The sequence below is a fragment of the Pseudomonas fluorescens genome, from assembly GCF_040448305.1.
GTDB classification, from domain to species: domain Bacteria; phylum Pseudomonadota; class Gammaproteobacteria; order Pseudomonadales; family Pseudomonadaceae; genus Aquipseudomonas; species Aquipseudomonas fluorescens_BH.
On the sequence record NZ_CP148752.1, the window covers coordinates 1,768,543 to 1,786,985 of the forward strand.

An 18,443-nucleotide genomic window follows, 5' to 3' on the forward strand; every position below is an offset into this window, starting at 1 on the left:
TTATATAGAAGCGATGGAGTGGTTCATGGCCGATACGCGGCGTTGGTTCTGGCTCGGTGGGGTGGTCCTGCTGTGTGCGTTTGTCTGGTTGTTGCATTCGATCCTGACGCCGTTCCTGGTGGCGCTGCTGTTGGCCTACCTGTTCGACCCGCTGGTGGATCGGCTGGAGAAAGCGGGGCTGTCTCGAACCTGGGGCGTCGTGGCGGTGTTCACCCTGTTTACATTGATCTTCACCGCGCTGCTGTTGGTCTTGGTGCCGTTGCTCGCCAGGCAGTTGTTTCGTTTGTATGAACTGGCCCCGCAGATGCTCGACTGGCTACAGCACACGGCGTTGCCCTGGGCGCAATCGAAGTTCGGCCTGTCGGACGGTTTCTGGAAGTTCGACAAGCTCAAGGCCGCCATCAGCGAGCATATGAGTCAGACCACTGATGTTGTCGGCGTGGTGCTGAGTCATGCCACGGCCTCGGGGCTGGCGCTGATCGGCTGGCTGGCGAACCTGGTGCTGATTCCGGTGGTGAGCTTCTACCTGTTGCGGGATTGGGACCTGATGATGGCCAAGGTCCGCAGCATGCTGCCCCGTGATCGTGAAGCGCGCGCGGTATCTTTGGCGGGTGAATGCCATGAAGTACTCGGAGCGTTCGTTCGCGGACAGTTGCTGGTAATGGTGGCCTTGGGTGTGATCTACGCGGCAGGCCTGATGCTGGTCGGGTTGGAATTGGGCTTGCTGATTGGCCTGATTGCCGGCCTGGCGGCGATTGTGCCGTACATGGGGTTTATCATCGGCATTGGTGCGGCGCTGCTTGCGGGGTTGTTTCAGTTCGGTGGTGATCTTTACCCGATGCTCGGCATTGTCGTGGTGTTCATGGTCGGCCAGGCGCTGGAGGGGATGGTGCTGACCCCCTTGCTGGTCGGTGACCGGATTGGCCTGCACCCGGTGGCGGTGATTTTCTCGATCCTGGCCGGTGGTGAGCTGTTTGGCTTTACCGGTGTACTACTGGCATTGCCGGTCGCCGCGGTGATTATGGTGCTGGTGCGGCATGTGCATGATTTGTATAAGGATTCGGAAATCTACGGAGGAGTCGACGAGCCGCAGGTGTAAGGGGTGTCGATGGGCGTTGGCAGGCTGCCCGGGTTCGTGCCAGGTCAGCCTGCTTGCTTCATGCGACAGTCACATGCGCCGCCAAAGAATCTGCCACAAAACCGGTGCATTAACGCAAACCTTTGATTTTGCTTGTGGTCTGTCGCATTGTGCGGTCCGCTTCACGGGTATAAACTTCGCAAACTTTACACAGAGGCCACTAACGGTTCCTTTGGAACTGTTCAGTCAGCATGAAACCGATTCAGCTGCCCCTAGGTGTGCGTCTGCGTGACGACGCCACCTTTATCAACTACTACCCAGGCGCCAATGCCGCTGCACTCGGCTATGTCGAGCGGCTGTGCGAAGCCGACGCCGGCTGGACCGAAAGCCTGATCTACCTTTGGGGCAAGGACGGGGTAGGGCGTACGCACCTGTTGCAGGCCGCCTGCCTGCGCTTCGAGCAATTGGGTGAGCCGGCGGTGTATCTGCCGCTGGCCGAGCTGCTCGATCGTGGTATCGAAATCCTCGACAACCTCGAACAGTACGAACTGGTCTGCCTGGATGATTTGCAAGTGGTTGCCGGGCGAGCGGATTGGGAAGAGGCGCTGTTCCATCTGTTCAATCGCTTGCGCGACAGCGGCCGGCGCTTGCTGATTGCCGCGTCGACATCCCCTCGGGAGTTGCCGGTGAAGCTGGCGGATCTCAAATCCCGCCTGACCCTGGCCTTGATCTTCCAGATGCGCCCGCTGTCCGATGAGGACAAATTGCGTGCCTTGCAATTGCGCGCATCCCGTCGCGGCCTGCATCTGACCGATGAAGTCGGGCATTTCATTCTGACTCGCGGTACCCGCAGCATGAGTGCGCTGTTCGAGTTGCTCGAGCGTCTCGATCAGGCCTCCCTCCAGGCTCAGCGCAAGCTGACAATCCCGTTTTTGAAAGAAACCCTCGGCTGGTAACCCTGCTGAATCCGGGGCTTTTAGCCGGTCAGGCATATTTCAGACGCCAGAAACCCCGCTTTCCTGCAAGGTTGCAGGCCGCGTGTATGTTTAAAATAGGCTTAAGCGCTTAGATGTAAACAAGAAACGGATAAGTCACAAAAAGATCGATAGAATTTGCAAATGAGGTTGATAGCGGGCATAGTCTCGGCTTCTTTACAACTTTCAGCCACGGTCGTGCCCATGCTAAATCGCTTCGCACCCCTCGTGCCTCTCGCACTCGTCACCCTGTTGTTCGGTTGCGCCGCCCACACTCCGGTGGCTCAGCAAGCTCCGCAACAACAGGTTCAAAACTCCGTTACTGCCCAGTCTTCCGCTCTCTTTCAGGAAGAACTGGCTACCGAAAAAGAACTCGCAGACTTCGCTGGCGGCAAGTCCTACCAGCTTCCGGTCCTGGCCGACAGCATCCTCGAACGTGGCATGTCCCTGATCGGTACCCGTTACCGTTTCGGCGGTACTTCTGAAGCCGGCTTCGATTGCAGTGGTTTCATCGGTTACCTGTTCCGCGAAGAAGCGGGCATGAACCTGCCTCGCTCCACCCGCGAAATGATCAACGTGGACGCTCCGCTGGTCTCGCGCAGCAAGCTTGAGCCGGGTGACCTGCTGTTCTTCGCGACCAACGGTCGTCGCGGTCGCGTCAGTCATGCCGGGATCTACCTGGGTGACAACCAGTTCATCCACTCCAGCAGCCGCCGCAGCGGTGGCGTACGGATCGATAGCCTGGGTGACAGCTACTGGAGCAAGACCTTCATCGAAGCCAAGCGCGCCCTGGCGATGGCACCGAATGCGTCGCCAATTGTCACTGCACGTAAATAAGCGGACATTTTGTAAGGCGAACTTAAAGTCTTACTTGAAGTTTGTCCCGTAGCCGCTAGAATCTTGATCTACGAATGATGGCAAACCGCCTGCGTCCCACGCAGGCGGTTTTCTTTTCTGCGCTCCCCGCAGAAAAAGCCGCAGCCAGATCAGGATGCTCTGCTTATGACGACGTCGGCCCGCCTCGCAATCATGTTCTTCGCAGCGCTGCTCAGTGCCTGCGCCAGCCGCACACCGCCTCCTGCGCCGGTGGTTCGCGCTCCCATCGTATTTGGCTCCTCACAAGCTTTTTCACCCGAAGCGGAAGACGTGCTGTTTCGCGCGCTCGGTCTGGTGGGCACGCCTTATCGCTGGGGTGGTAACACGCCGGATTCCGGGTTTGATTGCAGTGGCCTGATCGCCTACGTGTACCGCGATGTCACCGGCATTGCCTTGCCGCGCACCACGCGCGAGATGATCTCCATGCAAGCGGCGAATGTGGGCAAGGAAGGCCTGCAAACCGGTGACCTGATTTTCTTCGCCACCAATGGCGGTTCCCAGGTCAGTCATGCCGGCATCTATGTGGGAGAAGGGCGCTTCGTCCACGCGCCGGCCACCGGCGGCACCGTGAAGCTCGACAGCCTGTCCAAGGCGTATTGGCAAAAGGCTTATCTGAGCGCCAAGCGTGTTCTGCAGCCTGAACACCTGGCGCGCAATCCGTAACGTCCGGAGTTGGTGCTCATGACTGCTCGCACGCTCAATCTCGACGACGACCTGTACCAATACCTGCTCGATGTTTCCCTGCGCGAAACGCCACTGCTCAAGCGCTTGCGCGATGAGACCCAGGCGCTGCCAATGGCACGCTGGCAGGTGGCGCCTGAGCAGGGGCAGTTTCTTGCTTTGCTGGTGAAACTGACGGGGGCCAGGCGTTTGCTCGAGGTCGGTACCTTTACCGGCTACAGCGCGCTGTGCATGGCGGCGGCGTTGCCCGCTGACGGTTCGCTGATTTGCTGTGACATCCCCGGCGACTACAACGCCACCGCACGGCGCTACTGGCAAGAAGCGGGGCTGGCCGGGCAGATTGACCTGCGGCTGGCCCCGGCGCTGGAAACCCTCGCCGAGCTTGAGCGACAAGGGCAGGGCGGGCAGTACGACCTGGTGTTCATCGATGCCGACAAGGCCAACTACCCGGCTTATCTGGAGCACGCCCTGCGTTTGCTGCGGGTCGGTGGGCTGGCGGTGTTCGATAACACCCTGTGGAGCGGGCGCGTGCTTGAGGCCAGCCCCGAGAGCGCGGACACCCGGGCGATCCAGGCACTCAACCGGGCGTTGAAGGATGATGTGCGGCTGGATCTGTCGTTGTTGCCGTTGGGTGATGGTTTAACTCTGTGCCGCAAAAACTGAGCCCCTGTGGGAGCGGGCTTGCTCGCGAATGCTGGCTGTCAGTCGACTAATATTCTGACTGAAGCACCGCCTTCGCGAGCAAGCCCGCTCCCACAGGTCAAGTGACTTACTTGACTGCCGAAACCCGCCACACCTTGTTCCCCACATCATCGGCCACCAACAGGTCGCCCTGCCGGTCGATCACCACGCCCACCGGGCGGCCCATGGCCTGTTCCTTGTCGTTGAGAAAACCTGTGAGCACTTCAACGGGCTTTCCGACAGGTTTGCCTGCACTGAATGGCACGAAAATCACTTTGTAGCCACTGTGGGGGTTGCGGTTCCATGAGCCGTGCTGCCCGATGAATGCCCCTTGGGTGAACGGCGGCGGCAGCTTGCTGTTTTCGGCGAAGGTCAGGCCCAGTGATGCCGTGTGCGGGCCGACAGCGTAGTCCGGGGTGATAGCCTTGGCCACCAGGTCCGGGTTTTGCGGCTCGACGCGAATATCGACATGCTGGCCGTAGTAACTGTACGGCCAGCCATAAAAAGCGCCGTCTTTCACCGAGGTGATGTAGTCCGGTACCAGGTCACTGCCGATTTCATCCCGTTCGTTGACCGCGGTCCACAACGCGCCACTGTGCGGTTCCCAGGCCATGCCGTTGGGGTTGCGCAGGCCTGAGGCAAATATCCGCTGCTGGCCCGTAGCGCGATCCACTTCCCAGATCGCCGCGCGACCTTCTTCCTTGTCCATGCCGTTTTCGGCGACGTTGCTGTTGGAACCTACGGTGACGTACAGCTTGCTGCCGTCCTTGCTGGCGATGACGTTTTTGGTCCAGTGATGGTTCAGCGGGCCACCCGGCAAGTCGACCACTTTAACCGGCGGCGACTTGATCTGCGTATCGCCACTTTCATAGTGAAAGCGCAGCAGGCGATCAGTGTCGGCCACATACAGGTCATTGCCGACCAGGGTCATGCCAAAGGGCGAGTTGAGGTTTTGCAGAAACACCGTGCGGGTTTCCGCGACGCCGTCGTGGTCCTTGTCGCGCAGCAAGGTGATGCGGTTGGCGCTGGGCACACCGGCCCCGGCGCGGCCCATGACTTTCTTCATGACCCAGCCGCGAATGCCTTTACCGTCTTCGGGTTTGGGTGGTGCACTGGTTTCCGCTACCAACACGTCGCCATTGGGCAGCACATAAAGCCAGCGGGGGTGATCCAGGTCTTCGGCAAAAGCGGCCACTTGCGTGCCCCTGGCGGCGATGGGTTTCGCCCCCTGTGGCCAGCCGATGGCCGGGGCGATGTTTACGGTCGGAACCAGTGTCTTGTTGGGTTCTGGTAGTCGGGGTGACGGGCCGGTACCGTCGGAGACTTGCAGGCGGGAGGTCTCGCCACAAGCGGCGAGTCCTGCGCCAAGCGCGATAACGAGAACGAGCGGGGGCGTGCGCATGCTGGTCTTCCCTATGAGTGCCTTGTTCTAATCATAGAGAAGGGTTGTCGTGCGATGGTTCAACCCTCAGCCGCGGGCTTCCTTGAACAGCACCGCAATGCCGGGGTGATAGCTGCCGGCTTCGTTGCGCAACTTGCGGTAGGCATAAGGGAAATACCAGGCGACAGCGCAGCTGTGTTCCTTTTGCAGGTCGTCGACCATGTCCTGGAGTTCTTCCGGTGTGGCGCCCTGCTGGGCTTTTTGCGGGGCGACGAACAGGCAGCCGAGTTTCAGGTCGCTGGCGTGGCTCAGGCGCTTCGCATCGCTGGCGATGTCGAGCAAGGCCTGGGACAGGTTGAGGCTGTTGACCCGTGGCCAGCGCTGGCTGGTCTGGATGTAGGCGCGGGTTTCGGGCGAGGCCAGGAGCAGGTCGGCGCGGCTGTTGCGTTCGCCTTCTTCGGTCTGCTTACGGGTGGGCGTTTGTTGCAGCGTGACCATCTCGGCCATCCAGGCGGCGGCAGACAGCAGTCCGAGATTGGCCTTTTCGTCGTGCCAGTACGGTGTGTCGCCATCACCGCGGACGGCGTTGTAACGGTCGATGCATTCGAACCAGCGCTCGAGCACCGGGCGCAGGAATTCCAGCTTTGGATTGCTGATGATCATGCCTTGCATGGGCTCACCCTTGTTGTTGTGTTGTGAGGTTGTGGCTCTTTGATATCACTGCTGAGAGCGTGGCACAAGATTGACGTCAGTTTATTGATTGACGGCAGCTATTCGGTCGATCGCCTCCCGGCTTTAATTGACGCTCCACCCCCAACCCTCTAACCTTCGCGGCTTGTTTCAGGTGCTCTGTGGCTTGGGTCGACAGAGTGAAACAGGGAAGCCGGTGAGTGAGTCCTTCTGTTGGTCGAAGGCCCGCAATTCCGGCGCTGCCCCCGCAACGGTAAATGAGTGAAAACTGTGTGTGATGCCACTGTGTCGATTTGATGCGGGAAGGCGCACGGTCCGGCCCCGCGCCACTCATGAGCCCGGAGACCGGCCTGATTCATCCAGCGGCATCACGGTGGGCGATGCCAGGCTTTTTGCCTTCTATTCTTGTGCCTGCCCGCCGTTATTCCTGCCTCAACGGAGAGCTCCCCCATGACTGATACCCCCGATCGTGACGAACGCCACCTGGCGCGCATGCAGCGCAAAAAAGCCGTGATCGACGAGCGCATCGCCAATTCCCCGAACGAGTGTGGCCTGCTGCTGGTGCTGACCGGCAACGGCAAGGGCAAGAGCAGTTCGGCCTTCGGCATGCTTGCCCGCGCCATGGGGCACGGCATGCAGTGCGGCGTAGTGCAGTTCATCAAGGGCCGCAACAGCACGGGCGAAGAGTTGTTCTTCCGGCGCTTTCCCGAGCAGGTGCGTTTTCATGTGATGGGTGAAGGTTTTACCTGGGAAACCCAGGACCGCCAGCGCGACATCGCCGCCGCCGAAGCCGCCTGGGCGGTGTCCCGGGAACTGCTGCGCGATCCATCCATCGGTCTGGTGGTGCTGGATGAACTGAACATCGCCCTCAAGCACGGCTACCTCGATCTCGATCAAGTGCTCAGCGACTTGCAGGCCCGACCACCGATGCAACACGTGGTGGTCACCGGTCGTGCCGCCAAGCCGGAAATGATCGAGATGGCTGACACCGTCACCGAAATGGGCGTGATCAAACACGCCTTTCAAGCCGGGATCAAAGCGCAGAAAGGCGTCGAATTGTGAGTCAGCCTCGGCACTGTCCGGCGGTACTGATTGCCGCGCCGGCTTCCGGCCAGGGCAAGACCACCGTCACCGCGGCACTGGCCCGATTGCATCGCAATCAGGGGCGCAAGGTCCGTGTGTTCAAGTGCGGCCCCGACTTTCTCGATCCGATGATTCTCGAACGCGCCAGTGGTGCGCCGGTGTATCAGCTGGACATGTGGATGGTCGGCGAGCAGGAGAGTCGCCGGTTGCTGTGGGAAGCCGCTGCTGAAGCGGATCTGATCCTGATCGAAGGCGTCATGGGGCTGTTCGACGGTACGCCGTCGAGCGCCGATCTGGCGCGGCATTTCGGTGTGCCGGTGCTGGGGGTGATCGATGGCACCGCCATGGCCCAGACCTTCGGCGCATTGGCTCTGGGGCTGGCGCGTTATCAGCCGGACTTGCCATTCGCCGGCGTGCTGGCCAATCGTGTCGGCACGCTGCGCCACGCGCAACTGCTCGAAGGCAGCCTGACAGAAGGCTTGCGCTGGTACGGCGCGCTGTCCCGGGAAACCGGGATCGAATTGCCGAGCCGGCACCTGGGGCTGGTGCAGGCCAGTGAGTTGAACGATCTCGACCTGCGCCTCGATGCGGCAGCCGATGCCCTGGCCAGCAGTTGCGAGGTCGCGCTGCCGCCGACGGTCGAGTTCGCCGCCCCTGATGTCATCGCGGTCGAGCCGCTGCTGGCGGGTGTGCGCATTGCGGTCGCCCGTGATGAAGCCTTTGCGTTCACCTACGGCGCGAGCCTGGATCTGCTGCGGGCGATGGGTGCCGAGTTGTCGTTCTTCTCGCCGATCCGCGACCGAGCGTTGCCGGAAGCGGACAGCCTGTATCTGCCGGGCGGTTACCCGGAGCTGCACCATGTCGCGCTGGCGCAAAACACCGCGATGCTCGACGCGATCCGCGCCCACCACCGGGCAGGCAAACCCTTGCTCGCCGAGTGTGGCGGCATGCTGTATCTGCTCGACTCCCTGACTGATGTCGAGGGCACTCGCGCCGAACTGGTTGGCTTGCTGGCCGGTGATGCGGTGATGCAAAAGCGTCTGGCAGCGCTGGCGTTGCAAGCGGTGGAATTGCCGGAAGGTTTGCTGCGCGGGCACACCTATCACCATTCGTTGACCACCACTGAACTGGCGCCGATTGCCCGTGGCTTGAGCCCTAACGGCGGGCGCGGAGCGGAGGCGGTCTACCGTGATGGGCGGATGACTGCCTCCTATGTGCACTTTTATTTTCCGTCGAACCCTTCGGCGATAGCCGCGCTGTTTGCGCCAGATCGTGGGACCGCTTTCGCGAGCAGGTCGGATCGCCGCACCGTCGCTCCCACATTTGATGGTGAGTTGCCTGAAGAAACGGAATCCCCTGTGGGAGCGAGCCTGCTCGCGAAGCGGCCATGAGCGACAACGCATTTTCCGAAGCCGAACGCGCAGCGGTCTATCGCGCCATCGCCGAGCGCCGCGACATGCGCCACTTCAGCGGCGGCACCGTCGAGCCCGAATTGCTGCGGCGCCTGCTCGAAGCCGCACACCAGGCTCCCAGTGTCGGCCTGATGCAACCCTGGCGCTTCATCCGCATCAGTGATCGCGCCTTGCGCGGGCAAATCCAGGCCCTGGTGGAAGAAGAACGCATCCGCACCGCCGAAGCCCTCGGCGAGCGCAGCGATGAGTTCATGAAGCTCAAGGTCGAAGGCATCAATGATTGCGCCGAGGTTCTGGTCGCGGCACTGATGGACGACCGCGAGCAGCATATCTTCGGTCGCCGCACCTTACCGGAAATGGACATGGCTTCTTTGTCCTGTGCGATCCAGAACCTGTGGCTGGCGTCCCGCGCCGAAGGGCTGGGCATGGGCTGGGTGTCGCTGTTCGAACCACAGGCACTGGCGGACCTGTTGAGGCTGCCACCGGGAGCCAAGCCACTGGCGGTGCTGTGCCTGGGACCGGTGAGGGAGTTCTACCCGGCGCCGATGCTGGTGCTCGAAGGCTGGGCACAGGCGCGTCCGCTACATGAATTGCTGTATGAAAACTATTGGGGAGTGAGTCAATGAGTGTGGCGTTGTTGAGTGTCGCCGCGGTTGCGCTGGATGCGCTGCTGGGTGAACCCAAACGCTGGCATCCGCTGGTGGCGTTCGGCCGTTTTGCCGAGCGCATCGAGCAACGTTTCAACGGCGGCGGTCGCGGCTGGCGCAGTCATGGCGTCACCGCGTGGGTGATCGCCGTGTTGCCGCTGACGCTGTTGGCCACGGCATTCTCCTGGGCGCCCTATGTCGGCTGGATCGTCGAGATCCTCGCGCTCTATTGCGCCCTCGGCATGCGCAGCCTCGGTGAGCATGTCACGCCTGTGGCCAAGGCCCTGCGTGGCGGTGATCTTGATGAAGCACGCAAACGCGTGAGCTATCTGGTCAGCCGTAAAACCAGTGATCTGGATGAGACCGAAGTCGCCCGGGCCGCTACCGAGTCGGTACTGGAGAACGGTAGCGATGCAGTATTTGCGGCGTTGTTCTGGTTTGCCGTGGCGGGCGCGCCGGGCGTGGTGCTCTATCGTCTGAGCAATACGCTGGATGCGATGTGGGGCTATCGCAATGAGCGCTTCGAACGGTTCGGCTGGGCGGCGGCGAAGGTCGACGACGTGCTCAATTACATTCCTGCGCGCCTGGTGGCACTGACTTACGCGTTGCTGGGCAAAACCCGGTTGGCGTTGAAATGCTGGCGCACCCAGGGTCCGACCTGGGACAGCCCGAACGCCGGTCCGGTGATGGCGGCAGGGGCGGGTGCCCTTGGCGTCGAATTGGGCGGGGCGGCGATTTATCACGGCGAACTGCATCAGCGTCCACAGTTGGGCGAAGGCGTGCCGGCGGATGCCGACTCCATTGACCGGGGCTGGCAATTGGTCCAGCGCGGGGTATGGTTGTGGCTGCTGATTCTCTGCCTGGGGGCCGAATTTTATGCTTGAGCACGGTGGGCGATTGCGCAAGGCGGCGCTCGAATACGGCATAGATGAAGCCGACTGGCTGGACCTGTCCACGGGCCTTGCGCCCTGGCCGTTCCCGGTGCCGGATATTCCGCTGCGGGCCTGGGCCCGTTTGCCGGAGACGGACGACGGTCTGGAGCAGGCCGCCTGCGATTACTACGGCACCTTGCAGGTATTGCCGGTGGCCGGCTCGCAAATGGCGATTCAACTGCTGCCGCGATTGCGTCGGGCGGGCAAGGTCGGCGTGCTGTCACCCTGTTATGCCGAGCACGCCGAGGCGTGGCGTCGCAACGGCTACATCGTGCGTGAAGTGCTGGAGCAGGAAGTCGACTTCTTTATCGACAGTTTCGATGTGCTGGTGGTGGTCAATCCGAATAACCCCACAGGCCTGAGCCTCACCCCCAGTCGCCTGCTCGACTGGCACGCGCGGCTGGCCCAGCGCGGTGGCTGGCTGGTGGTAGACGAAGCGTTCATGGATAACACGCCGCAACTGAGCCTGGCGCCGTTTGCCCATCAAGTCGGGCTGATCGTCTTGCGCTCCTTTGGCAAGTTTTTCGGCCTGGCCGGTGTGCGCCTGGGGTTTGTACTGGCCGAGCGCAAGTTACTCAAGTTGCTGGCTGAACAAGTGGGGCCCTGGGCCGTGAGCGGGGCAACCCGGGTAGTGGGCCAGGCCTGCCTGCGCGATACCGAGGGGCATACGCGGCAACGGGTGCGCACCGAAGAGGCCAGTGAGCGCCTTGCGTCGTTGCTGGAGCAGTACGGCTTCGAGCCCGAGGGCGGCTGTGCGCTGTTCCAGTGGTTGATCACCGAGCGCGCCGAAGCACTGCATGAGTTCATGGCCCGGCGCGGCATTCTCCTGCGGTTGTTCACGCACAACAGCAGCCTGCGATTCGGCTTGCCCGGTGACGAAATCGCCTGGGTACGACTGGCACAGGCGTTCGAAGATTTCGCCAAGGAAAACCAATGACCACGCTGATGGTGCAGGGCACCACATCGGATGCCGGTAAAAGCACGCTGGTCACCGCGCTGTGCCGTTGGGCCACCCGCCAAGGCGTCAGGGTGGTGCCGTTCAAGCCGCAGAACATGGCCCTCAACAGTGCGGTGACCGCCGACGGTGGCGAGATCGGCCGCGCCCAGGCGGTACAGGCCCAGGCCGCGAACCTTAAGCCGCACACCGACATGAACCCGGTGTTGCTCAAGCCCAACAGTGACACCGGTGCCCAGGTGATCATCCATGGCCGCGCCGTCACGACCATGAATGCCGTCGCCTATCACGACTACAAATCCATCGCCATGCAAGCGGTGCTGGTCTCCCACGGGCGCTTGAGTGCGGCGTATCCGCTGGTGATGGTCGAGGGCGCGGGCTCGCCGGCGGAAATCAATCTGCGCGCCGGTGACATTGCCAACATGGGCTTTGCCGAAGCGGTGGATTGCCCGGTGCTGCTGATCGCCGATATCAATCGCGGCGGGGTTTTCGCCCATCTGGTGGGCACCCTCGAACTGCTGTCGCCGAGCGAACAGGCGCGGGTCAAAGGCTTCGTCATCAATCGTTTTCGTGGCGACATCGCGTTGCTGCAACCCGGTCTCGACTGGCTCGAAGAGCGCACCGGCAAACCGGTGATCGGCGTGCTGCCGTACGTGATGGACCTGCACCTGGAGGCCGAGGACGGCATCGATCAACGCCAGGCCGATAAAGCCGAACAGGTGCTGAAGGTGGTGGTGCCGGTTCTGCCGCGCATCAGCAATCACACCGATTTCGATCCGCTGCGCCTGCACCCGCAAGTGGACCTGCAATTCATTGGCCCCGGCCAGGCGATTCCGTCCGCCGACCTGATCATCCTTCCCGGCTCGAAAAGTGTGCGCAGCGACCTCGCGTACCTGCGGGCCAACGGCTGGGACACCGCCATTGCCCGGCATCTGCGTTACGGCGGGAAACTGCTGGGGATTTGTGGCGGCCTGCAGATGCTTGGTGAACAGGTACATGACCCGCTGGGCCTCGAAGGTGCGCCGGGTTCCAGTGCCGGTTTGGGGCTGCTGGCGTTCCAGACCGAGCTCGAACAAGAGAAGCAGTTGCGCAATGTGCGTGGTCGCCTGGCGCTGGAAGACGCGCCGGTGGCGGGTTATGAAATTCATGCCGGAGTAACCACCGGACCCGCTCTGGAAAACGCCGCCGTGCAACTGGATGACGGCCGCTGTGATGGTGCGCAAAGTGCTGACGGGCAGATTTTCGGCACTTACCTGCACGGGCTGTTCGAATCGCCGGCGGCGTGCAGTGCGCTGCTGCGCTGGGCGGGTTTGCAGGAGGTGCAGGACGTGGATTATCACGGCTTGCGCGAGCGTGATATCGAGCGACTGGCGGATCTGGTGGAGAAGCATCTGGATACCGGGTTGTTGCGGCAGCTCTGTGGGATATAAGGCGCCTGCCATGGCCTCATCGCGGGCAAGCCCGCTCCCACAGAGATTTGGGTTGATCAGGAAATTTGAGTAAACCTCGTAACCCTGTGGGAGCGGGCTTGCCCGCGAAGGGGCCAGTCGCCTCACCGAAGATTTCAAGGAAACAACCATGCTCCAACTGATCCTCGGCGGCGCCCGCTCCGGCAAGAGTCGCCTGGCTGAAAAGCTCGCCATCGACAGCGCCCTGGCCGTCACCTACATCGCCACCAGCCAGCCACTGGACGGAGAAATGAGCGAGCGGGTGGCCCATCACCGCGCCCGTCGTCCTGCCGAATGGGCATTGATCGAAGAACCGGTGGAGCTGGCCCGGGTGCTGCGCGAATCCGCCCGTGCCGAGCGCTGCTTGCTGGTGGATTGCCTGACCCTGTGGCTGACCAATCTGCTGATGCTCGACGATGCCGAGCGCTTGCAAGCCGAGCGTGATGCCTTGCTGGACTGCCTGGCGTCGCTGCCGGGTGAAATCATTTTTGTCAGCAACGAGACCGGAATGGGTGTCGTGCCGCTGGGCGAATTGACTCGCCGCTATGTCGATGAAGCCGGTTGGCTGCATCAAGCTCTGGCTGAGCGTTGTCAGCGTGTCGTCCTGACCGTCGCCGGCCTGCCCCTGACTCTGAAAGGAACTGCGTTATGACTCAATCCTGGTGGCTGAACCCGTGCAAGCCGGTCGATACCCAAGTGGTCGAACAGGCCCAGGCGCGGCAACAGCAACTGACCAAGCCGGCCGGCTCCCTCGGGCAGCTGGAAGCGCTGGCGGTGCAGCTGGCGGGTTTGCAGGGGCGGGTCAAGCCGAGTCTGGAGCAGGTGTGGATCGCGATTTTTGCCGGTGACCACGGCGTCGTCGCCGAGGGCGTGTCGGCGTTTCCCCAGGAAGTGACCGGGCAGATGCTGCTCAACTTCGTCAGCGGTGGTGCGGCGATCAGCGTATTGGCGCGGCAACTGGGCGCTTCCCTAGAAGTGGTTGACCTTGGCACGGTAACGCCGTCGCTGAGCCTGCCGGGTGTACGCCACCTGAACGTCGGCCCGGGCACGGCAAATTTTGTACAGGGACCGGCCATGACCCAGGCCCAGGGGCAACTCGCCTTGCAGGCCGGCCGTGACAGCGTGCTGCGGGCAATCGCCAGCGGTGCACAGTTGTTTATCGGTGGCGAAATGGGCATCGGTAACACCACCGCCGCCAGCGCCCTGGCGTGCGCGCTGCTCGATTGCCCGGTGGTGCATTTGACCGGGCCTGGCACCGGGCTCAATGCCGAAGGTGTCAGCCACAAGGCCCAGGTAATCGAGCGCGCCCTGGCACTGCATGGCGCGCAGCGTGACGATGCCTTGCAGACCCTGTTCAACCTCGGTGGTTTTGAAATCGCCGCGCTGGTCGGTGCGTATCTCGCCTGTGCCCAGGAAGGTGTTGCGGTGCTGGTGGATGGCTTCATTTGCAGTGTCGCGGCGCTGGTTGCGGTGCGCTTGAATCCAGAGTGTCGTCAGTGGCTGCTGTTCGGTCATCGCGGCGCCGAGCCAGGGCATCGTCATGTGCTGGAAACCCTGGACGCGCAACCCTTGCTCGATCTCGGCCTGCGGCTTGGCGAAGGCAGTGGCGCGGCGTTGGCTGTGCCGCTGCTGCGCCTGGCTTGCGACCTGCACGGGCAGATGGCGACCTTCGCCGAAGCCGCCGTGGCAGATCGCCCGGCATGACCTTGCGCGTGGATCTGTTGCGTCACGGTGAAACCGAACTCGGCGGCGGCTTGCGCGGCAGTATCGATGACGCGTTGACCGACACGGGCTGGGCTCAGATGCGCGCTGCGGTGGTCGGGCAGGGGCCGTGGGATCGGCTGGTCAGTTCACCCTTGCAGCGTTGTGCACGCTTTGCCGAGGAACTCGGTGCGCAACTGGGTGTGCCGGTGCAACTGGATAAAGACCTGCAAGAGTTGCATTTCGGCGCCTGGGAAGGGCAGAGCGCGGCGGCGTTGATGGAAACCGATGAGCAGGCCCTGGGCTTGTTCTGGGCCGATCCTTATTCGTTCACGCCGCCTCAGGGTGAGCCGGTTGCAGACTTTTCGGCACGGGTGCTGGCCGCGCTGGAGCGTTTGCATGCGACCTGTGCCGGTGAGCGCATTCTGTTGATCAGCCATGGCGGTGTGATGCGCCTGTTGCTGGCACAAGCGCGCGGGCTGCCACGGCAGCAACTGCTCAACGTTGAGGTCGGGCACGGCGCACTGTTTTCGTTGACGATGGAGCCTGCGGGCGTGTTGAAGGAAGTGCTCTGACCATGCTGCCATTCTGGATCGCCCTGCAATTTCTCAGCAGCCTGCCGATACGCCTGCCCGGTATGCCTGAGCCCCGGGAGCTGGGGCGGTCGCTGCTGTTTTATCCGCTGGTGGGATTACTCTTTGGCGTGATTCTGTGGGCAGTCAACTGGCTGTTGCTCGGCACGCCGACGTTGTTGCACACGGCGCTGTTGCTTAGCCTTTGGGTGCTGCTCAGCGGCGGGTTGCATCTCGATGGCCTGGCGGACAGCGCCGATGCCTGGCTCGGTGGTTTTGGTGACCGCGAGCGTACGCTGACCATCATGAAAGACCCGCGCAGCGGGCCGATCGCCGTGGTGACGCTGGTGCTGGTGTTGTTGCTCAAGTTCACCGCCCTGCTGGCGCTGATCGAACAGCCGCACTCGCTGGCATTGATCATCGTGCCGTTGATCGGTCGCAGCGCGTTGCTTGGCTTGTTCCTGACCACGCCGTACGTGCGTGCTGGTGGCCTGGGCCAGGCATTGGCCGATCATCTTCCGCGTTCGGCGGGCAAGCAGGTGTTGGCGGTCAGCGCACTGGCTTGTGTGTTGATCGCAGGCATCAGCGGTGCGCTGGCGGTGGTGTTGGCGGCGCTGGGGTTTGTCTGGTTGCGACAGGTGATGCTGCGGCGCCTGGGCGGCACGACGGGGGACACGGCGGGTGCGATGTTGGAGTTGCTGGAAGTTGCAGTGCTGGTAGGCTTGGCGTTGGCCTGATCGGGTTGTGTTGAATGTTCCGGCCTCATCGCGAGCAGGCTCCCACACAGTTGATCGCATTCCAATGTGGGAGCGGCGGTGCGGCGATCCGACTTGCTCGCGAAGGCGATCTTCAGAACACTGCTAACCCTCATGTAACTTGATTTAACCGACTCGCGGGTATATACACGCACCATGCTCGATTCCCAATGTTTATGCATCAACCTGCGTCGCGCCGCCCGTGGCGTCAGCAGGCATTACGACGGCGCTCTCGATGGCTTCGGGATCAACGTTGCGCAGTATTCTTTGCTGTGCAACCTGCAGCGTCTGGATCAGCCGAGCATCTCGACCCTGGCCGAGGCCATGGGCCTGGATCGCAGCACCCTGGGGCGCAATTTGCGGGTGCTGGAGGGTGATGGCCTGGTGACGCTGGTCGAGGGCGAGGACATGCGCAACCGCATCGTCCTGCTGACCGAGGCCGGGGCAGAGCGCCTCAAGGCTGCCTTGCCGGCCTGGGAAGCCGCACAGCAACGCTTGATCGATCGCCTGGGCGCCGAAAAGCGCGAAACCTTATTGAAGCTGCTGGATGAACTGGCATGATGCCGGTTTTTCCGATCATAAGCGGGTATATACCCGCTACTGGAGAACAACAATGACATCGATGTGGCGTACATGCGGCTGGGTTCTGTTGGGGAGTGCGCTGATCCTTGCGTTGTCGCTGGGCGTTCGCCATGGCTTCGGGCTGTTTCTGGCGCCGATGAGCGCCGAGTTCGGCTGGGGCCGTGAAGTCTTTGCCTTCGCCATCGCCCTGCAGAACCTGATCTGGGGCCTCGCACAGCCGTTCACCGGCGCCCTGGCTGACCGCTTCGGCGCGGCGAAAGTGGTGCTGGTCGGTGGCGTCCTGTACGCGGCCGGGCTTATCTGTATGGGGCTCTCCGACTCGGCGATGACCCTGTCCCTGAGCGCCGGCCTGCTGATCGGCATCGGACTGTCCGGTACGTCGTTCTCGGTGATCCTGGGGGTGGTCGGGCGCGCGGTGCCGCCGGAAAAGCGCAGCATGGGCATGGGGATCGCCAGTGCGGCCGGTTCGTTCGGTCAGTTCGCGATGTTGCCCGGCACACTCGGTTTGATTGGCTGGCTTGGCTGGTCCGCGGCGTTGCTGGCGCTGGGCTTGCTGGTGGCGTTGATCGTGCCGCTGGTGAGTATGCTCAAGGACAAGCCGCTGCCCGTCCTGGGCCACGAACAAACCCTTGGCGAAGCGCTGCGCGAAGCCTGCTCCCATTCCGGATTCTGGCTGTTGGCGTTCGGCTTTTTCGTGTGCGGATTCCAGGTGGTGTTCATCGGCGTGCACTTGCCGGCCTATCTGGTGGATCAACACCTTCCGGCGACGGTCGGCACCACGGTGCTGGCACTGATCGGCCTGTTCAACATCTTCGGCACCTATACCGCTGGATGGCTCGGCGGGCGCATGTCCAAGCCTCGTTTGCTCACCGGTCTGTACTTGCTGCGGGCGGTGGTCATTGCGTTGTTCCTGTGGGCGCCGGTGACGACCACCACGGCCTACCTGTTCGGCATGGCCATGGGTTTCCTGTGGTTGTCGACGGTGCCGTTGACCAACGGCACGGTGGCGACCTTGTTTGGTGTGCGAAACCTGTCCATGCTCGGCGGGATTGTTTTCCTGTTTCACCAGCTCGGTTCGTTCCTGGGCGGCTGGTTGGGCGGGGTGGTGTATGACCGAACCGGGAGTTATGACTTGATCTGGCAAGTGGCAATTCTCTTGAGCCTGTTGGCCGCTGCCCTCAACTGGCCGGTGCGTGAGCGGCCGGTGGCGCGCCTGCAAACACAAATGAGTGCGACATGAACAGTCTCTGGCCTCGTATCACGTTTTTCGCTGTCTGCGCCTTGCTGCTTACCCTGGCGTGGTGGGGCTGGCATCAGGGCGGTCTGGCGCTGATGCAGTTGGGCATGGGTACTTGCTAGCGAGCGGCGAGGGCGAGTAACGTCGCTTTTGACGAATTATCAAGGATGCACCGACATGTTGAAGCGCTGGATTGCAGTCCCCGCGTTGCTGCTGACGTTTACCGGGCTGGCCTACGCGGCCGAGTGCCCGGAGCTGTTGCAAGGATCACTGCAAAAGCTGCGCGCCAAGGAATCCATCGACCTCTGTCAACGGTATGAAGGTAAGCCGCTGGTGGTGGTCAATACTGCGAGCTTCTGCGGTTTCGCCCCGCAGTTCAAAAGCCTTGAGGCGCTGAATCAGCGTTACAAAGGGCTGGGGCTGGAAGTGCTGGGTGTTCCGTCCAATGACTTCAAGCAGGAGTCCAGGGACGGTGCCGAGACCGCCAAGGTCTGCTACGTCAACTATGGCGTGACCTTCACCATGACCGAGCCGCAGTCGGTACGTGGCGCCGACGCAACCCATCTGTTCAAGGTGCTGGCCGAACAGAGCAGTGCGCCAAAATGGAATTTCTACAAATACGTGGTCGATCGCAAGGGTAAGGTGATCGCCAGCTTTTCCAGCCTGACCAAGCCCGATGATCCCGAGTTCATTGCAGCGGTGGAGCAAGCCCTGGCTTCACAACCTTGATCCGCACCCACTAAAAAGCCCCGCCTCTG

General features: G+C 62.1%; 21 protein-coding genes and 1 riboswitch. Of the genes, 19 read left to right on the top strand and 2 right to left on the bottom strand.

Features of this window, described 5'->3' with window-relative positions:
• Positions 1–25: 25 nt before the first annotated feature.
• The 5 genes from WHX55_RS08045 (at position 26) to WHX55_RS08065 (ending at position 4,272) form a co-directional block, all read left to right on the top strand.
• Positions 26–1,099, top strand: a complete 1,074-nt coding sequence (locus WHX55_RS08045) for an AI-2E family transporter (protein WP_353742369.1) — start codon at positions 26–28, stop codon at positions 1,097–1,099.
• A gap of 230 nt (positions 1,100–1,329) precedes the next feature.
• Entirely contained in the window at positions 1,330–2,034 is a 705-nt protein-coding gene (hda, locus tag WHX55_RS08050; RefSeq protein WP_007984552.1) for a DnaA regulatory inactivator Hda, read from the top strand.
• A 222-nt stretch (positions 2,035–2,256) separates the two neighbouring features.
• On the top strand, positions 2,257–2,889 hold the full coding sequence (locus WHX55_RS08055) for an NlpC/P60 family protein (RefSeq protein WP_008017885.1): 633 nt from the start codon (positions 2,257–2,259) through the stop codon (positions 2,887–2,889).
• A 165-nt stretch (positions 2,890–3,054) separates the two neighbouring features.
• The gene (locus WHX55_RS08060; RefSeq protein WP_150753377.1) at positions 3,055–3,591 is read left to right on the top strand and encodes a C40 family peptidase; all 537 of its coding nucleotides are present in this window, start codon (positions 3,055–3,057) and stop codon (positions 3,589–3,591) included.
• An 18-nt stretch (positions 3,592–3,609) separates the two neighbouring features.
• Positions 3,610–4,272 carry a class I SAM-dependent methyltransferase gene (locus WHX55_RS08065; RefSeq protein WP_353742370.1) on the top strand — a complete coding sequence of 221 codons (663 nt, stop codon included), beginning with the start codon at positions 3,610–3,612 and terminating at the stop codon, positions 4,270–4,272.
• 106 nt (positions 4,273–4,378) lie between these two features.
• Here WHX55_RS08065 and WHX55_RS08070 read toward each other — a convergent pair whose 3' ends face one another.
• Together WHX55_RS08070 and WHX55_RS08075 are read right to left on the bottom strand one after the other, a co-directional pair.
• Positions 4,379–5,692 (bottom strand): sorbosone dehydrogenase family protein, encoded by a 1,314-nt coding sequence (locus tag WHX55_RS08070; RefSeq protein ID WP_353742371.1) that lies wholly within the window; start codon positions 5,690–5,692, stop codon positions 4,379–4,381.
• Between the two features lie 66 nt (positions 5,693–5,758).
• Positions 5,759–6,343 carry a hypothetical protein gene (locus WHX55_RS08075; protein ID WP_353742372.1) on the bottom strand — a complete coding sequence of 195 codons (585 nt, stop codon included), beginning with the start codon at positions 6,341–6,343 and terminating at the stop codon, positions 5,759–5,761.
• A gap of 153 nt (positions 6,344–6,496) precedes the next feature.
• A riboswitch (cobalamin riboswitch) is annotated at positions 6,497–6,730 on the top strand.
• A gap of 81 nt (positions 6,731–6,811) precedes the next feature.
• Here WHX55_RS08075 and cobO point away from each other — a divergent pair.
• The 14 genes from cobO (at position 6,812) to WHX55_RS08145 (ending at position 18,414) form a co-directional block, all read left to right on the top strand.
• Positions 6,812–7,423 carry a cob(I)yrinic acid a,c-diamide adenosyltransferase gene (gene cobO / locus WHX55_RS08080; protein WP_008049722.1) on the top strand — a complete coding sequence of 204 codons (612 nt, stop codon included), beginning with the start codon at positions 6,812–6,814 and terminating at the stop codon, positions 7,421–7,423.
• Entirely contained in the window at positions 7,420–8,835 is a 1,416-nt protein-coding gene (locus WHX55_RS08085; RefSeq protein ID WP_353742373.1) for a cobyrinate a,c-diamide synthase, read from the top strand. Before cobO ends, WHX55_RS08085 begins: the two co-directional genes overlap by 4 nt.
• The gene (gene bluB / locus WHX55_RS08090) at positions 8,832–9,482 is read left to right on the top strand and encodes a 5,6-dimethylbenzimidazole synthase (protein ID WP_150724549.1); all 651 of its coding nucleotides are present in this window, start codon (positions 8,832–8,834) and stop codon (positions 9,480–9,482) included. Before WHX55_RS08085 ends, bluB begins: the two co-directional genes overlap by 4 nt.
• Positions 9,479–10,387: an adenosylcobinamide-phosphate synthase CbiB gene (gene cbiB / locus WHX55_RS08095; RefSeq protein ID WP_150724550.1), complete on the top strand. Its 909-nt coding sequence runs from the start codon at positions 9,479–9,481 to the stop codon at positions 10,385–10,387. Before bluB ends, cbiB begins: the two co-directional genes overlap by 4 nt.
• Entirely contained in the window at positions 10,380–11,372 is a 993-nt protein-coding gene (gene cobD / locus WHX55_RS08100; protein ID WP_353742374.1) for a threonine-phosphate decarboxylase CobD, read from the top strand. The genes cbiB and cobD overlap by 8 nt, the downstream gene beginning before the upstream one ends.
• Complete coding sequence (locus WHX55_RS08105; RefSeq protein ID WP_353742375.1) at positions 11,369–12,820, top strand: cobyric acid synthase; 1,452 nt, start codon at positions 11,369–11,371, stop codon at positions 12,818–12,820. The genes cobD and WHX55_RS08105 overlap by 4 nt, the downstream gene beginning before the upstream one ends.
• A 148-nt stretch (positions 12,821–12,968) precedes the next feature.
• Positions 12,969–13,490, top strand: coding sequence for a bifunctional adenosylcobinamide kinase/adenosylcobinamide-phosphate guanylyltransferase (cobU, locus tag WHX55_RS08110; RefSeq protein ID WP_353742376.1), 522 nt, complete (start codon positions 12,969–12,971; stop codon positions 13,488–13,490).
• Positions 13,487–14,542 (top strand): nicotinate-nucleotide--dimethylbenzimidazole phosphoribosyltransferase, encoded by a 1,056-nt coding sequence (gene cobT / locus WHX55_RS08115; protein WP_353742377.1) that lies wholly within the window; start codon positions 13,487–13,489, stop codon positions 14,540–14,542. The genes cobU and cobT overlap by 4 nt, the downstream gene beginning before the upstream one ends.
• Entirely contained in the window at positions 14,539–15,114 is a 576-nt protein-coding gene (gene cobC / locus WHX55_RS08120) for an alpha-ribazole phosphatase family protein (RefSeq protein WP_353742378.1), read from the top strand. The genes cobT and cobC overlap by 4 nt, the downstream gene beginning before the upstream one ends.
• A gap of 2 nt (positions 15,115–15,116) precedes the next feature.
• A complete protein-coding gene (locus WHX55_RS08125; protein ID WP_353742379.1) occupies positions 15,117–15,848 on the top strand; it encodes an adenosylcobinamide-GDP ribazoletransferase in 732 nt (243 codons plus the stop codon).
• Positions 15,849–16,022: 174 nt separating this feature from the next.
• A complete protein-coding gene (locus tag WHX55_RS08130; RefSeq protein ID WP_046037619.1) occupies positions 16,023–16,427 on the top strand; it encodes a MarR family transcriptional regulator in 405 nt (134 codons plus the stop codon).
• 52 nt (positions 16,428–16,479) lie between these two features.
• Positions 16,480–17,688 carry an MFS transporter gene (locus WHX55_RS08135; protein WP_353742380.1) on the top strand — a complete coding sequence of 403 codons (1,209 nt, stop codon included), beginning with the start codon at positions 16,480–16,482 and terminating at the stop codon, positions 17,686–17,688.
• Positions 17,685–17,807, top strand: coding sequence for a hypothetical protein (locus WHX55_RS08140; RefSeq protein WP_353742381.1), 123 nt, complete (start codon positions 17,685–17,687; stop codon positions 17,805–17,807). Before WHX55_RS08135 ends, WHX55_RS08140 begins: the two co-directional genes overlap by 4 nt.
• Before the next feature lie 55 nt (positions 17,808–17,862).
• Positions 17,863–18,414 (top strand): glutathione peroxidase, encoded by a 552-nt coding sequence (locus WHX55_RS08145; RefSeq protein ID WP_353742382.1) that lies wholly within the window; start codon positions 17,863–17,865, stop codon positions 18,412–18,414.
• Positions 18,415–18,443 lie beyond the last annotated feature (29 nt).